General features: G+C 72.4%; 13 protein-coding genes. 6 read left to right on the plus strand and 7 right to left on the minus strand.

The window, feature by feature from the left end:
* Window positions 1-4: 4 nt before the first annotated feature.
* The gene (locus tag ACP6CK_RS03035) at window positions 5-532 is read right to left on the minus strand and encodes a YqhA family protein (RefSeq protein ID WP_426957294.1); all 528 of its coding nucleotides are present in this window, start codon (window positions 530-532) and stop codon (window positions 5-7) included.
* Between the two features lie 55 nt (window positions 533-587).
* Here ACP6CK_RS03035 and ACP6CK_RS03040 point away from each other — a divergent pair, with 55 nt between their 5' ends.
* The 6 genes from ACP6CK_RS03040 (at window position 588) to ACP6CK_RS03065 (ending at window position 6,156) form a co-directional block, all read left to right on the plus strand.
* Window positions 588-944: a RidA family protein gene (locus tag ACP6CK_RS03040; RefSeq protein ID WP_426957295.1), complete on the plus strand. Its 357-nt coding sequence runs from the start codon at window positions 588-590 to the stop codon at window positions 942-944.
* A gap of 8 nt (window positions 945-952) precedes the next feature.
* Window positions 953-1,882, plus strand: a complete 930-nt coding sequence (locus ACP6CK_RS03045; protein WP_426957296.1) for a potassium channel family protein — start codon at window positions 953-955, stop codon at window positions 1,880-1,882.
* Window positions 1,883-2,047: 165 nt separating this feature from the next.
* Window positions 2,048-3,046 (plus strand): NAD-dependent epimerase/dehydratase family protein, encoded by a 999-nt coding sequence (locus ACP6CK_RS03050; RefSeq protein WP_426957297.1) that lies wholly within the window; start codon window positions 2,048-2,050, stop codon window positions 3,044-3,046.
* Window positions 3,047-3,075: 29 nt separating this feature from the next.
* Complete coding sequence (locus ACP6CK_RS03055; RefSeq protein ID WP_426957298.1) at window positions 3,076-4,221, plus strand: DegT/DnrJ/EryC1/StrS family aminotransferase; 1,146 nt, start codon at window positions 3,076-3,078, stop codon at window positions 4,219-4,221.
* Window positions 4,222-4,294: 73 nt separating this feature from the next.
* Window positions 4,295-5,275, plus strand: coding sequence for a Bug family tripartite tricarboxylate transporter substrate binding protein (locus ACP6CK_RS03060; protein WP_426957299.1), 981 nt, complete (start codon window positions 4,295-4,297; stop codon window positions 5,273-5,275).
* Window positions 5,272-6,156 carry an amidohydrolase family protein gene (locus ACP6CK_RS03065; RefSeq protein WP_426957300.1) on the plus strand — a complete coding sequence of 295 codons (885 nt, stop codon included), beginning with the start codon at window positions 5,272-5,274 and terminating at the stop codon, window positions 6,154-6,156. Before ACP6CK_RS03060 ends, ACP6CK_RS03065 begins: the two co-directional genes overlap by 4 nt.
* Before the next feature lie 50 nt (window positions 6,157-6,206).
* Here ACP6CK_RS03065 and ACP6CK_RS03070 read toward each other — a convergent pair whose 3' ends face one another.
* From ACP6CK_RS03070 to ACP6CK_RS03095, 6 genes are read right to left on the minus strand one after another with little or no spacing between them, the layout of a single operon-like run.
* Window positions 6,207-7,181: a Bug family tripartite tricarboxylate transporter substrate binding protein gene (locus ACP6CK_RS03070; protein WP_426957301.1), complete on the minus strand. Its 975-nt coding sequence runs from the start codon at window positions 7,179-7,181 to the stop codon at window positions 6,207-6,209.
* Window positions 7,182-7,229: 48 nt separating this feature from the next.
* Window positions 7,230-7,664, minus strand: a complete 435-nt coding sequence (trxC, locus tag ACP6CK_RS03075) for a thioredoxin TrxC (RefSeq protein ID WP_426957302.1) — start codon at window positions 7,662-7,664, stop codon at window positions 7,230-7,232.
* A 51-nt stretch (window positions 7,665-7,715) separates the two neighbouring features.
* Window positions 7,716-8,921 (minus strand): CaiB/BaiF CoA transferase family protein, encoded by a 1,206-nt coding sequence (locus ACP6CK_RS03080; RefSeq protein ID WP_426957303.1) that lies wholly within the window; start codon window positions 8,919-8,921, stop codon window positions 7,716-7,718.
* Window positions 8,918-9,763, minus strand: a complete 846-nt coding sequence (locus ACP6CK_RS03085; RefSeq protein WP_426957304.1) for an FAS1-like dehydratase domain-containing protein — start codon at window positions 9,761-9,763, stop codon at window positions 8,918-8,920. The genes ACP6CK_RS03080 and ACP6CK_RS03085 overlap by 4 nt, the downstream gene beginning before the upstream one ends.
* Window positions 9,764-9,773: 10 nt before the next feature.
* Window positions 9,774-11,282 (minus strand): anthranilate synthase component I, encoded by a 1,509-nt coding sequence (trpE, locus tag ACP6CK_RS03090; RefSeq protein ID WP_426957305.1) that lies wholly within the window; start codon window positions 11,280-11,282, stop codon window positions 9,774-9,776.
* Between the two features lie 5 nt (window positions 11,283-11,287).
* A complete protein-coding gene (locus ACP6CK_RS03095; protein WP_426957306.1) occupies window positions 11,288-13,186 on the minus strand; it encodes a SurA N-terminal domain-containing protein in 1,899 nt (632 codons plus the stop codon).
* Window positions 13,187-13,282 lie beyond the last annotated feature (96 nt).

A 13,282-nucleotide genomic window follows, 5' to 3' on the forward strand; every position in this document is an offset into this window, starting at 1 on the left:
CCGGTCAGGAGGCGGCGCGCTGCTCCTTGTCCGTCTTTCCCTCCGGCGTGCCCTCCAGCCGGTCGGCGATGGCGAGGACCAGCACGCTGCACAGGAAAATTCCGTGGATCGCCACGGCCCAGTAGAGCACGCGATCCTCCGTCTTCCCGATCTCGAGGAACATCTGGAGCAGGGTGATCCCGGAGATGGCGACGAGCGCCGTCGCCAGCTTGATCTTCAGGTTGCCCGGATCGACCTTCGCGACCCAGTTCATCTGCTCCTTCTCCGCGTCGTTCTTGAGCCGCGCGACGAGCGTGTCCCAGGAGGACAGGGCAACGGTGACGATCAGCGCCGCGACGAGGGTCGAGTCGAGCAGGTAGAGGATCGCGAGAAGGTTTTCGTGGTCGGTCTGGGTGAAGAGCTTCTCCATGAACTCGACCACCTTCAAGAGGAACTTGAAGGCATAGGCGATCAGCGCCGCCATCAGGCCGAGGTAGAAGGCCGCCAGCACGTAGCGGCTGGCGAGGATGGCCTTGTTCAGGAATGAGCCCATGTCACCCTGCGTCGCACGGCGCAGCTTCGCGCCGCAAGCGGAAGAGGAACCCGGCATGGCGATCGTGAGACTGGCGGAGGAGGCGCGGCTGTCGGGTGCCACGGTGGCGGGAGGCTTCGTCTTCCTCGCCGGCCAGGTGGCGGATGACGACACGCTCGACGCCGAGGGCCAGACGGCCGACATCCTGCGCCAGATCGACGCCCTTCTGGCCGAGGCCGGAACCGACAAGCGCGCCCTGCTCCAGGTGCAGATCGTGCTGGCCGACATCGGCGATGCCGCGGCCATGAACCGGGCCTGGGACGCCTGGCTGGACCCCGCGGCGAAGCCCGCCCGCATGACGATCGAGGCGAAGCTCGTGAACCCGGCGTGGAAGGTGGAGATCACCGGCATCGCCCTGGCACCGCCGGCCTGACCGCGCCGGTGCCCCGCTGGCTCCGGGCTTTCCTCGCTCCCTTCGGCCTCGGGCTGCTGGTGGCGGCGGGGGTGGCGGATGGGGGCTGGTGGTTCTCCGTCGTCGTCGCGGCGACGGCGGGGATCGGCTTCGGGCTGCTGTTCCGGCTCTTCCCGGCGGGGATGGACTTCGCGGTGGCGGCGGCGAACGGCTTCGCCTTCTACGCCTGCCTGTTCACCGTGATTGGCCGTTCCGCCTTCCCGGACGCGCCGGGCCTCGCCGTCTGCCTCGCCTTCCTGCTCCCGGTGGCGGGCTTCCTGCTCGCGGTGGGCGTCCGGCGCGCCGCGATCCGGCGGGACATGGAGGCCGAGGAGACGCCCGATGCCCGTGACTTCCGGCAGGTCGGGCGCTGGATCCTGATGGTGGCGGTCATCGCGTCCCTGTCCCTGTCCCTGCCGGCGAACCGGCTGTCCCCCATGGCCCAGGGCTGGGCGATGATAGCCGCGATGACGGTCATCGCCGTCCTCTGTGCCCGCGCGGTCCGGGCGCTCGTCCGGCTGCTGCTGGACATCGCGCAGCTCATGAACGACCTCGGCCGCCGGGCGCTGGCGCTGCTGGCGCCCATCGCGGCCTATGTCTCGCTTTTCTCGCTGGTGACGATCGTCTTCGCCTGCGTGTACCGCTTCGCCGACGGGCTCTCCCGCACCGCGCTCTTCGCCGGGCCGGAGGGGCCGATCCGGGTCGGCTTCCGGGACGCGCTGCACTTCAGCGTCGTGACCCTGTCCACCGTCGGCTACGGGGACATCTGGCCGATGGATGATGGGGTCCGGCTGCTGGCGGCGGCGGAGGTGGTGGCGGGGCAGGTGCTGCTGCTGTTCGGTTTCTTCGAGATCACCCGGAGCCGCCTCGCGCCCGATGCGCCGCGTGAGGAGGGCGGAGACACCTCACGGCCGGGTTGATTCGGCCCCGGGCAGCCCCTAGACCGCCCCCTCCGCCCGGCGGGTGCCGCAATCCCGTCGCGCTTCCGCCGCGTCCAGGGGCCATTCCGCAGGGGCGCCCGGAGATTGTCAGAGGCTTAAGCCATGGCGTGGGACGAGCGGGCGATCAGATCAGGATGACGCTGGATGGTTGATGTTCCCGGGACGGGCTGGCGCGGGCGGAAGGTCTTGGTCACGGGCGGCGCGGGCTTCCTCGGCTCTGCGCTCTGCCAGGCGCTCTCCGCGGCCGGGGCGTCGGTCACGGCGCTCGACGCGATGCTGCCCGGCACCGGCGCGCTCCGCGCCAACCTGGACGGCACGGGCACGCGGCTGGTCGAGGCCGACCTCCGCGACACCGACCTCGTCCCCCTCTGCCAGGGCGTGGACGTGCTGTTCAACATGGCCGGTCAGACCAGCCATGCCGGCAGCCAGAAGGACCCGTTCACGGACCTTGCGATCAACGGCCATGCCCAGCTCCGCCTGATCGCGGCGCTGCGGGAGGCCGCGCCGACGGCTCGCGCGGTTCACGCCTCCACCCGCCAGTTCTACGGCCGGCCGCAAATGCTGCCAGTGCCGGAGACCCACCCCATCGTCCCTCCGGACGCCAACGGGGTCAGCAAGTTCGCCGCCGAGCAGTACTGGCTGCTGGAAAACCGGGTGCACGGCCGCCCGGTGACGGCGATCCGCCTGACCAACTGCTACGGCCCCCGGATGCGGGTGAAGGATGCCCGCCAGACCTTCCTCGGCATCTGGCTCCGCCGCGTGCTGGAGGGCGAGCCCTTCGAGGTCTGGGGCGGGGAGCAGCTCCGCGACTTCTCCTACGTGGATGACGTGGTCTCGGCCTTTCTCGCCGCCGCCGACGCGCCCGAGGCGGCGGGCCGGGCCTTCAACCTCGGCGGTGACGCCCCCGTCAGCCTGCGGGACCTGGCCGAGATGGTCCTGGCCGCCGCCGGCGGCGGGCGTTACGAGAGCCGGTCCTTCCCGGCGGAACGCGCCGCGATCGACATCGGCTCCTACCACGCCGACGACCGGGCCTTCCGGGCGTTGACGGGCTGGGCCCCGAAGGTGGGCCTGCCGGAAGGGCTCCGCCGGACCCTCGACTGGTTGCGGCCGCGTCTGGCCGAATACCTCTCGGACGACATCTGACAAGATCCAGGGACAAGCAGGACGCTTCCATGAACGTGCCCACCACGACGGTCCCGCAGGCCGACCCCGGCGCGGCGTATCGCGCCCACAAGGCGGAGATTGACGCCGCGGTCGCCCGCGCCCTGGCCAGCGGCTGGTACATCCTGGGACAGGAGGGCGCGGCCTTCGAGACGGAATACGCGGCCTGGCTGAGCGCCGGCGACGCCCCCGCCATGCACGCGGTCGGCTGCGCCAACGGCACCGATGCCATCGCCCTCATCCTGCGCGGCATGGGCATCGGGGAGGGCTGCACGGTCGCGACCGTCTCCCACACCGCCGTGGCGACGGTGTCCGCGATCGAGATGGCCGGGGCGACGCCGCTTCTGCTCGACATCGACCCCGACACCTACTGCATGGACCCGGACGAGCTGCGCGCCGTGCTGGACACGCCGCCGCCCGGCCTGCCGCCGATCCGCGCCGTGATTCCCGTCCACATCTACGGCCACGCCTGCGACCTGGACGCGATGCTCCCGGCCTGCCGGGAGGCGGGGGTCAAGGTGATCGAGGATGTGGCCCAGGCCCATGGCGGCCGCCTGAACGGGCGGATGCTCGGCACGATCGGGGATGCGGCGGCGTTCAGCCTCTATCCCACGAAGAACCTCGCCGCGATGGGCGATGCCGGAATCACGGCCACGCCGGACGAGGCTCTGGCGAAGCGGATGGGCGCGATCCGCCAGTATGGCTGGCATCGCCGCTACATCTCGGACGAGGTGGGGGTGAATACCCGTCTCGACGAACTCCAGGCCGCCATCCTCCGGGTGCGCCTGCCGTTGCTTGATGCCGGCAATGCCCGCCGCCGGGAGATCGCCGCCCGCTACGACGAGGCCCTCGCCGAGGGGCCCTTCGCCCCACCTTATCGCGCGCCGGGCGTGGAACACGTGTTCCATCAGTACGTCATCCGCGTCCCGAAGCGGGAGGAGGTGATGGCCCGCCTGAAGATGGAGGGCGTCGCCACCGCCATCCACTACCCCGTGCCGGTACACGAGCAGGCAGCCTACGCCGGGCGCACGCCGGTCGGTCCCGCGGGCTGCGCCGAGACCTCCCGCGCCGCGACGGAGGTGATGAGCCTGCCGATCTTCCCGGAGCTCACCGACGCCCAGGTGGACCGCGTCTGCGCCGCGCTGCGGGGACTCTAGAGGGCGTGGCCGGCCGGCCTTGACCCGCGCCGACCGGACCGCCAAGCCGGAAGGGAACCGAGGAGGACGTCCCGTGGTTCCGCTTTCCCCCTTGAAGCGCCGCGCCCTGCTGGCAGCCGGTGCGGCCGCCGCCCTGCCGCTCGGCGCGGCGGCGCAGAGCTTTCCGAACAAGCCCATCCGGATCGTGGTGCCGAACGCCGCGGGCGGCGTGGCGGACCTGACCGCCCGGACCGTTGGCACGAAGCTGTCCGAGCGGCTCGGCCAGCCCGTGGTGATCGACAACCGCCCCGGCGCGGGGGGCGTGGTGGCAGGCCAGGCGGTGCTCCAGGCGGCGCCGGACGGGCACACGCTGATGGTGGCGACGAACGCGAATGCCATCTCGGTCGGGCTGTTCCGCAACCTGCCCTTCGATCCCATCAACGACTTCGCTCCGGTCGGCCTCATGGGCACCTTCGCCATCGCCGTGCTCGTGGCGCCGGACAGCCCGCTGCGGCGTCCGCAGGACCTGCTGGAGCGGATGCGGCGGGAGCCGGGGCGGGTGAATGTCGGAACGATCTCCGCCGGCAGCACGCAGAACCTCGCCGCGGTGGTCGCGCTGTGGGCGGCCGGGGCGGATGCGACGATCGTGCCCTTCAGCAGCACGCCCGCCCTCATCACGGCGCTGCTTCGCAAGGACGTGGACGTTGCCTTCGAGATCGTCAGCCCGATCTGGGGACAGGTGCGGGACGGGGCCGTGCGGGTCCTGGCCGTCACGTCGGCGAACCGCTTCCCAAACCTGCCCGACGCACCGACCCTCGCGGAGAGCGGGCTGGCGAATTACGACGTCACGTCCTGGAACGCACTGGTGGCGCGGGCTGGCACGCCGCCGGAGCTGGTCGCCCGGCTGAACCGGGACTTGAACGCCGTGCTGGCCGATCCCGCCGTGCGGGACAGCCTGTTGGCCGTCGGGGTCGCCGCCCAGCCGGGCACGCCGGACGAGTTCGGCCGCCGCTACGCCGAGGAAGCCCGGCGCTGGCGCGGCGTCATCGCCCATGCGGGAATCGAACGTCAATGAGCGCGGATCGCGTCATCCCCACCTGCAAGGCGCCTGACCCGGACACGCGCACCCCGTCCTGGCGCCCGCCGCCCGGCGCTTGCGACGCGCACTGCCACATCTTCGGCCCGGACGCGGTGTTCCCCTATGCGGAGGACCGCGCCTACACGCCTCCGGACGCGCCCTATGAGGCACTGGTCGCGCTGCACGCGAAGCTCGGCATCGAGCGGGCGGTGATCGTCCACGCGTCCTGCCACGGCAGCGACATGCGGGTGACGCTGGACGGCATCGCGCGGTCCGGCGGGCGGATGCGCGGGGTAGCGGTGGTGGACCCGGGCGTGACGGATGCCGGCCTCGCCGCGCTGCACGCGGGCGGTATCCGCGGCGTGCGTTTCAACTTCGTCCGCCACCTTGGCGGCATGCCGGACATGGCGTTCTTCGAGCGCGTGCTGGCGCAGGTGGAGCCGCTGGGCTGGCATGTCGTGCTGCACCTGGACGCGCAGGACGTGGTGGAGCTTGCGCCGCGCATCGCCCGAATCCGCATCCCCTTCGTGATCGACCACATGGGCCGCGTGAAGGCGAAGGGTGGGCTGGATCAGCCGGCCTTCGCGGCGCTGATCGAGCTGATGCGGAACCCGCTCGCCTGGGTGAAGATCTGCGGAATGGAGCGCGTCAGCAGCGCCGGCGCGCCTTTCCATGACGCCGTTCCGTTCGCCACGAAGCTGGCCGAGCTGGCGCCGGACCGCGTGCTGTGGGGGACGGACTGGCCGCATCCGAACATCAGCGGTGACATGCCGAATGACGGCGACCTTGTGAACCTGCTGGCGCTCGCCGTGCCGGACGAGGCGACGCGGCGGCGCGTCCTGGTGGACAATCCGAACCGTCTCTACTGGGCGGATTAGGAGAGGTCGGCCGCAGGGCACAAGGCCCTGCGGCGCGGCTCCGCGCCGGGCTAGTCCGGCCGGACGCCCGCCTTTCGGATCAGCGCGCCCCAGCGCTCCCGCTCCGTGCGGATGAACTCGCCGAAGCTCTCCGGTGTGCCGGCGGCGGCGTCCGCGCCCTCGGACGCGAGGCGCTGCTGCAGGACGGGTTCCGCCAGGATCTTGGCGGATTCGGCGTTGACCCGGTCCACCATCTCCCGCGGGGTGCCGGCGGGCGCGACGATGCCGTACCACTGCACGGCCTCGAAGCCGGGGATGCCGGATTCGGCCAGGGTCGGCAGCTCCGGCGCCGCGCCGATCCGCTGAAGGGACGACACGCCGAGCGCCCGCAGCTGCCCGGACCGCGCGGGCGGCAGGGCAGGGGGGCCGCCCGTCATCGTCATGTCGAGCGTGCCGGCGATCAGGTCCGTCATCATCGGCCCGGTCCCGCGATAGGGGACATGGGTCAGCTGCACCCCGGTCACGTCCATCATCGCCAGCGTCGCGATGTGCGCCGCGCTGCCGTTGCCGCCGGAGCCGTAGGTGATCTCGCCGCGCCGGCGACGCGCGAGCTCCAACAGCTCCTGCACGTTGCGCGCCGGGAGGTTCGGGTGGACCACCAGCACGTTCGCCACCTTCGCCACCAGCACCACCGGCTGGAACGCCGTCGCGATGTCGAAGCTCAGGTTCGGATAGATCGCGGGATTCACGGCCAGCGTGCCGATGTGGCCCATCATCCAGGTGAGCCCATCCGGCGCGGCGCGCGCCACCACCTCGGACCCGACCGTGCCCCCCGCGCCCGCGCGGTTCTCCACCACGAAGGGCTGGCCGAACACCTCGCCCAGACGCTGTGCCATCGCGCGTCCCAGGATGTCGGTGGAGCCGCCGGGCGTGAAGGGCACGACCATCCGTAGCGGCCGGTCGGGCCAGGCGGCCAGGGCGTGCCGGGCGACGAAGGGCATGGACAGGCTGGCGGCGATCAATGCGCGGCGGCCGGTCTGGGGCATGGTGCTTTCCTCCAAGTCCCCGAGATTAGCGCCGCCCCGCCGTCTGCGTCAGGCGAGGCGGTCCACCCAGCCGCGCAACAGGTTGAGATCGGCCACCCCAGCGTGCTGCGCCGCGACCTGCCCCTTGCGGAAGGCAAAGAGGGCGGGAATGCCGCGAACGCCCAGCCGCGCCGCGAGCTCCTGATTCGCGTCCACGTCCACCTTCACGAAGCGGGCGCGCGGTTCCAGCATCTGCGCCGCCTTGTCGAAGACCGGCGCCATGGTCCGGCAGGGACCGCACCAGCCCGCCCAGAAATCGGCGATGACCGGGATGTCGTTGCCCGCCACATGCGCGTCGAAGCGCGGCCCGCCCAGCGCGACGGGCGCACCGGTGAACAGCGTCGCCTTGCAGGCGCCGCACTTCGCGGCCTCCGCCGGGCGGGAGCGCGGCAGGCGGTTCACCGCGTCGCAATGCGGGCAGACGACATGCAGGGATTCGGTCATGGGGCGCGCCTCCGTCCCACCGAAGCGCGGGGTGCCGGGGCGGGTTTCGCCTCAGCGCTCCGCAGCCTCGATCAGCGCGCCGCTCTCCCGCAGCGCCGCGATCTCCATGGCGGAGAGGCCGGATTCCGCCAGCACCGACGCCCCGTCCGCCCCCAGCCGGGGCGCCGGGGCGCGGGGCGGCTCCATGCCGCCGGACAGCCGGTTGGGCGGGCCGATGCGCCAGGTCTCGCCCTCGGTCGGATGCGCCTCCCGGTTCACGAGGCCGGAGGCGAGAAGCTGCGGATCTCGCAGCAGCGACGGCACGGTGTTGTAGGGCATGGCCGGCACGTCCAGCCGCTCGAAGATCTCCAGCCACTCCGCCGTCGGCCTCCCCGCGAGCGCGGAGGCGCGGAGGGCAAAGTAATCCTTCGTGTTGGCCGTGCGCGCCGCGACGGTGGCGAAGCGCGGATCGGTCTTCAGCTCCGGCCGGCCGATCGCGTCGAAGAAGCCGTGCGCCTGCGCATCCGTGTTGGCGGAGAGGCAGATGTAGCCGTCCGCCGTGGCCAGGGGCCGTGCCTCGGGGCTGAGTACGCGCTGGTCGCCATGGGGGCCGACCGGCGGGTCGAAGGTCATGGCGCCCATGTGCTCCATCAGCACGAAGGCGGCCATGTTCTCGAACATCGGGATCTCGAGCGCCTCTCCCCGGCCCGTCTTCTCGCGGCGGTACAGCGCGAAGCCGATCACCTGCGCCGCGATCAGGCCGCAGACATGGTCCGCCACCAGCATCGGCACGTAGCGCGGCTTGCCCTCGCTGTCCTCGAAGCAGCCCGCGACGCCGGAGACGCCCTGGATGACCGTGTCGTAGGCGGGCTTGCCGGCATACGGGCCGCCCGAGGCGAAGCCGGCGATGGTGCAGTGGATCAGCCGCGGTGCGGCATCCGCCATCGCCTCCGCATGCACGCCGAGCCGCTTCTGCGCGCCGGGGCGGATGTTCGTCACAAGCACGTCGCAGGTCGCGGCGATTCGCAGCAGCGCGGCCTTCGCCGCCGGGTTCTTCAGGTCCAGGCAGAGGCTGCGCTTGCCCCGGTTGAAGTTCAGGAACTTGCCGGACATGCCCGGCGTACGGCCCCGCCCGCCGAGGCGCCGCAGCAGGTCGCCCTCCGGGCTCTCGACCTTGATGACCTCGGCGCCGTGCTCGGCCAGGGCACCGGTGCAGACCGGCCCCACCACCACGGAGGACAGGTCCAGCACCCGGATGCCGTGCAGCGGGCCGCTCATGCCCCGAACTCCGCCTCGATCCGCAGCGCCGTGGCGCCGGAGGGCGCGGTGGCCCAGATGGTCGCCTTCCCGGCCGCGTCCCGCGCCGTGCCGTGCAGCGCGGCCTCGTCGCCGACGAAGAGCGGCGTCATGGTGCGCGCGGAATAGCCCCGCAGCGCACCGCCGCCCTGCGCCAGCGCCGCTTCCAGCAGCATCAGGGTCGTCAGCCCACCGTTCACCACCAGGGCGCGGTAACCCTCTTCGGTCCGCGCGTAGTCCGCGTCGTAGTGGATGCGATGCCCGTTGAAGCCGAGGGCGGAGTAGCGGAACAGCAGCACCGGGTCGGGCCGGAATGGCACGGTCCACGCGACTTCCGGGCCGGGCTCCGCGCCCTTCGCCGCCGGTGCCGCTCCGCCGGCCGCCTCGCGATAGGAGGTGTCGTGATCCTCCACCGCGACCACGCCGCGCGGGCCGGATGTGATGTGGCGCACGGTCACGAAGACCAGCTTGCCGCTCCGCCCCTCCTTCGGGGTGATGGCGACGATCTCCGAGCGGCGGAGCAGCGCGTCCCCGACCCGCGGCGGCTCGTGGAAGGTCAGGCGGCGGCCGGCCAGCATGCGGCGGGGAAGGGGCACCGGCGGCAGGAAATCACCCTTCAGCGGATGCCCGTCCGGCCCCAGCCGGGACTGCGGCGCCGCATCGTCGAACAGCACCGCGATCCAGTGCGGCGGCACCGGCGCGCCGGCCGAAAGGTCCGGCGGCTCCCGGTCCAGCGTCGCGGCCAGCCGGCGCATGGCGGGGGCGGTCAGCTCGTCCCGCACCTCCCGCGACCGGCCGATCCAGGAAGAGAGGTCGTCCGACACCGCGCCGCCCTCAATTCGCCCGCCGGGGTCCCGCGGCGGCGAAGCGCACCGCCTCCTCGGCGGCGCGGAACAGGGCGCGGGCCTTCTGCTGCGTCTCCTCGAACTCGGCCTGCGGGTCGCTGTCCGCCACCACGCCGCCGCCGGCCTGGACGTACATCACCCCGTCCTTCACCAGGGCCATGCGAAGGCCGATGCAGGTATCCATCCCGCCATCGGCGCCGAAATAGCCGAAGCATCCCGCATAGACGCCGCGGCGGGAGGGCTCGACCTCCTCGATGATCTCCATCGCCCGCACCTTGGGCGCGCCGGAGAGCGTCCCGGCCGGGAAGCCGGCGCAGAGCGCGTCGAGCGCTGACAGGCCCTCCCGCAACTGCCCCTGCACCTCGGAGCCGATGTGCATGACCTGGCTGTAGCGCTCGATCTGGAAGCTGGCGGTGACGCGGACCGTGCCGATCGCCGCGACCCGCCCCACGTCGTTTCGGCCGAGATCGAGCAGCATCAGGTGCTCCGCCCGCTCCTTCGGATCCGCGAGCAATTCCTTCTCCAGCGCCGCGTCCTCGGCCGGCGTGGCGCCGCGGCGGCGCGTGCCGGCCAGGGGGCGGACGGTAACCACGCCGTCCCGCAGGCGCACCAGGATCTCCGGGCTGGCGCCAACGGCCGCGAAGCCGCCGAAGTCGAAGTGGAACAGGAAGGGCGCCGGGTTCAACCGCCGTAGCGCCCGGTAGAGCGAGAAGGGCGGCAGGGCGAAGGGCGCCTGGAAGCGCTGGCTCGGCACCACCTGGAAGGCGTCTCCGGCCGCGATGTACTCCTTGCAGCGCCGCACCGCGTCCAGGAAGTCCCCGGGCGCGAAGTTGCTCGTCGGCACGCCGGGGGCGGGCAGGGTGGCGGGCGGCGCCGGGCGGGGCACCGGGCGATCCAACGCTGCCTCCGCCTCGTCCAGCCGGGCGAGGGCCGCGTCATAGGCATCGTGCGCGCCGGTCGTGCCGTCCGGCCAGACCGGGGCGCAGAGGGTCAGCGTGTCCCGCACATGGTCAAACACCGCGATCAGGGTTGGCCGGCCGAGAACGGCTTCCGGCACGCCGAGCACATCCGGGTTCGTGGCGGGCAGCCGCTCCATCTGCCGGACCATGTCATAGCCGAGGTAGCCGAAGAGCCCGGCCGCGCAGGGCGGCAACCCGGACGGCAGGTCCATCCGGCAGGCGTCGATCAGGGCGCGCAGGCTGTCCAGCGGCGCCGCTTCCTCGGGCACGAAGGCATGGGGTGCCGACAGGGCGTGGCGGTTGATCTCCGCCCGGCCGCCCCGGCACCGCCAGATCAGGTCCGGCGCCATGCCGATCATCGAGTAGCGGCCGCGCGCCTGCCCGCCCTCCACGCTTTCCAGCAGGAAGGTGTTCGGCCGGCCCTCCGCGATTTTCAGGAAGGCGCCGACCGGCGTGTCCAGGTCGGCCACGCGCTCCCGGAACAGCACCTGTCCCCGGCCATCGTCGTAGGCCGCCGAGAAGGCTGCGAAGCCCGTCATCGCGTTCACCGCTGGGCCACCTGATCCATGAGGGGCTGGTTGATGGTCACGTTGGACCGGGCGCGCAGGGCCGCCGCGAACTGGGATTCGAGATCCTCCTGCATCGCCGTCTCCACCTCGCCCTTGACCCGCGTCAGCCCCTCGGGGTCCGCGCCGGGGTCGGCGCGGACGATCTCCGCCAGCCGCGCCACGGCATAGCCCGCCGCGGTCTGGGCCATGGTGACATCCCCGACCTTCGCCTCGAAGAGGCCCGGCAGCAATTCGGCGGGAATGGCGTTCGGCACGCCCTGCTGAGCCGTGCGCGGGGAGGGGCCCATCCGCACCACCTCCAGCCCGGCCTCCTGCGCGGCCTGCTCCAGCGTCTTGCCGGACCGGGTGGCGGCCAGCAGGCCGGCGGCCCGCTCTTCCTGCGCCCGGCGGCGAGCGTCGAGCATCCAGGCCCGACGCACCTCGTTCTCCACGGTCGCGAAGGGCTTCAGCGCCGCCGGGGTGGCGTTCGGCACCTCGAGCGCTAGGAAGCCCTCCGGGACGTCGGCCAGCCGGCCGCCGGGTCCGGGCGGGTTGGCGAAGATCGCGGTCAGCACCGCCTCGCGGGCGCCGGGTCCGCCGGGCAGCTCCACGCGGCGGCCGGACTCGTCATTGCCCTGGCGGTCGACACGCACGCGGACCGGCGTCAGCTCAAAGCGGCGGGCCGTCTCCTCGACGGTAGCGCCGCCGGCGAGGGCGTCCTCCAGCCGGTTGGCCTCCTCGTAGGTCTGGTCGGCGGCCTTCTCGCGCTGCAGCTCCTGCCGGACCTCTGCGCGAATCTCCTCGGCCGGCCGGGCGGCCTGGGCCTGGATCGAGGCGACGCGGATCACGTGCCAGCCGAAGGGGCTGCGGACGGGCTCCGACACCCCGCCCTCCGGCAGGGCGAAGACGGAGTCCGCCAACTCGGGCACGGGCACCGAGCCCTTGTCGAGCGATCCCAGCTCGATCGCCTGCCCGCCGGCGGCCGTGGCGCGGGCGGTGACGGCGGCAAAGTCAGCCCCGCCGGTCCAGGCCGTGCGGATCTCGCGCGCCGCTTCCTCGCTGGAGACGAGGACCATCTCCATCGTCCGGCGCTCCGGCACCGTCCCGCGCTCGGGGTGCTGCTGCAGCGCGGCGTCGATGTCCCGATCGGTCACGGCCACGCGGGCCATCAGCGCGTCCGCCGTCAGCAGTGCCATCACCGCCTCCCGCATCTCGGGAGAGGAGAACTGCGCCGGGTTGTTCTCGTGGAAGCGGGTGAGCTGCGCCTCCGTCGGATCCGGAATCTCGGGCGCGCTGAGCAGGGGCAACTCCACCACGTCGGCCGCCCGCCGCTCCGCCTCGTAGGAGAGGAGCAGCCGCGTCATCGTCGTCGGCGCCCGGGCCCCGGAGCGCACGGCGCCGACGAGCTGCTGGCGCTGGATATCGGCCACCACGACCCGGAGGAAATCGGCCTCCGTCATGTCGTTCTGCCGCATGAACTGGTCGAGCAGCAGCCGGTTGAACCGGCCGTCCACGCCCTGGAAGGTCGGGATGGAGAAGGTGTAGTCCCGGATCAGGTCCGCCGACACCGCGACGCCGACGCGCCGCGCTTCCAGCCGCTGCGCCCGCTCCGCGATGAGGGTCTCGACGGCCTGCCGGGCGATGGCCTGGTTGAACTCGGCGTTCGCCTCGAAGCGTGGACCGAGCTGCCGCTGCAGCCGCTGCGTCTCGCGACGGGCCGCGTTCTGGGCCTCGGTCAGCTCGATCGCCTCCCCGCCTACGCGCGCGACCGCGTTGTCCCGCCCGAAGTTCCGGACGACGTCCTCGATGCCCCAGATCGCGAAGGAAAGGACGAGGACGACGAAGAGGCCCTTGGCGAACCAGGTGCCGGCGAGACGTCGGAACGCGGTGATCATGGTGCGGGCGGTCCAGAGGGCATGGCGGGCGGGTCCCGGGGGCGCCAGCCCCTAGCGCAACCGGGCCCCGTTGCCAAACCGCGCCCCCCCGGATAG

It is taken from the genome of Muricoccus radiodurans (assembly GCF_050154705.1).
Lineage (GTDB): Bacteria > Pseudomonadota > Alphaproteobacteria > Acetobacterales > Acetobacteraceae > Roseomonas > Roseomonas radiodurans.

What these genes read in the sequence shown, in the direction of transcription:
- ACP6CK_RS03035 (WP_426957294.1), bottom strand. Translation starts at nt 532, where the DNA reads ATGGGCTCATTCCTGAACAAGGCCATCCTCGCCAGCCGCTACGTGCTG.
- ACP6CK_RS03040 (WP_426957295.1), top strand. Translation starts at nt 588, where the DNA reads ATGGCGATCGTGAGACTGGCGGAGGAGGCGCGGCTGTCGGGTGCCACG.
- ACP6CK_RS03050 (WP_426957297.1), top strand. Translation starts at nt 2,048, where the DNA reads ATGGTTGATGTTCCCGGGACGGGCTGGCGCGGGCGGAAGGTCTTGGTC.
- ACP6CK_RS03055 (WP_426957298.1), top strand. Translation starts at nt 3,076, where the DNA reads ATGAACGTGCCCACCACGACGGTCCCGCAGGCCGACCCCGGCGCGGCG.
- ACP6CK_RS03065 (WP_426957300.1), top strand. Translation starts at nt 5,272, where the DNA reads ATGAGCGCGGATCGCGTCATCCCCACCTGCAAGGCGCCTGACCCGGAC.
- ACP6CK_RS03070 (WP_426957301.1), bottom strand. Translation starts at nt 7,181, where the DNA reads ATGCCCCAGACCGGCCGCCGCGCATTGATCGCCGCCAGCCTGTCCATG.
- trxC (WP_426957302.1), bottom strand. Translation starts at nt 7,664, where the DNA reads ATGACCGAATCCCTGCATGTCGTCTGCCCGCATTGCGACGCGGTGAAC.
- ACP6CK_RS03080 (WP_426957303.1), bottom strand. Translation starts at nt 8,921, where the DNA reads ATGAGCGGCCCGCTGCACGGCATCCGGGTGCTGGACCTGTCCTCCGTG.
- trpE (WP_426957305.1), bottom strand. Translation starts at nt 11,282, where the DNA reads ATGACGGGCTTCGCAGCCTTCTCGGCGGCCTACGACGATGGCCGGGGA.
- ACP6CK_RS03095 (WP_426957306.1), bottom strand. Translation starts at nt 13,186, where the DNA reads ATGATCACCGCGTTCCGACGTCTCGCCGGCACCTGGTTCGCCAAGGGC.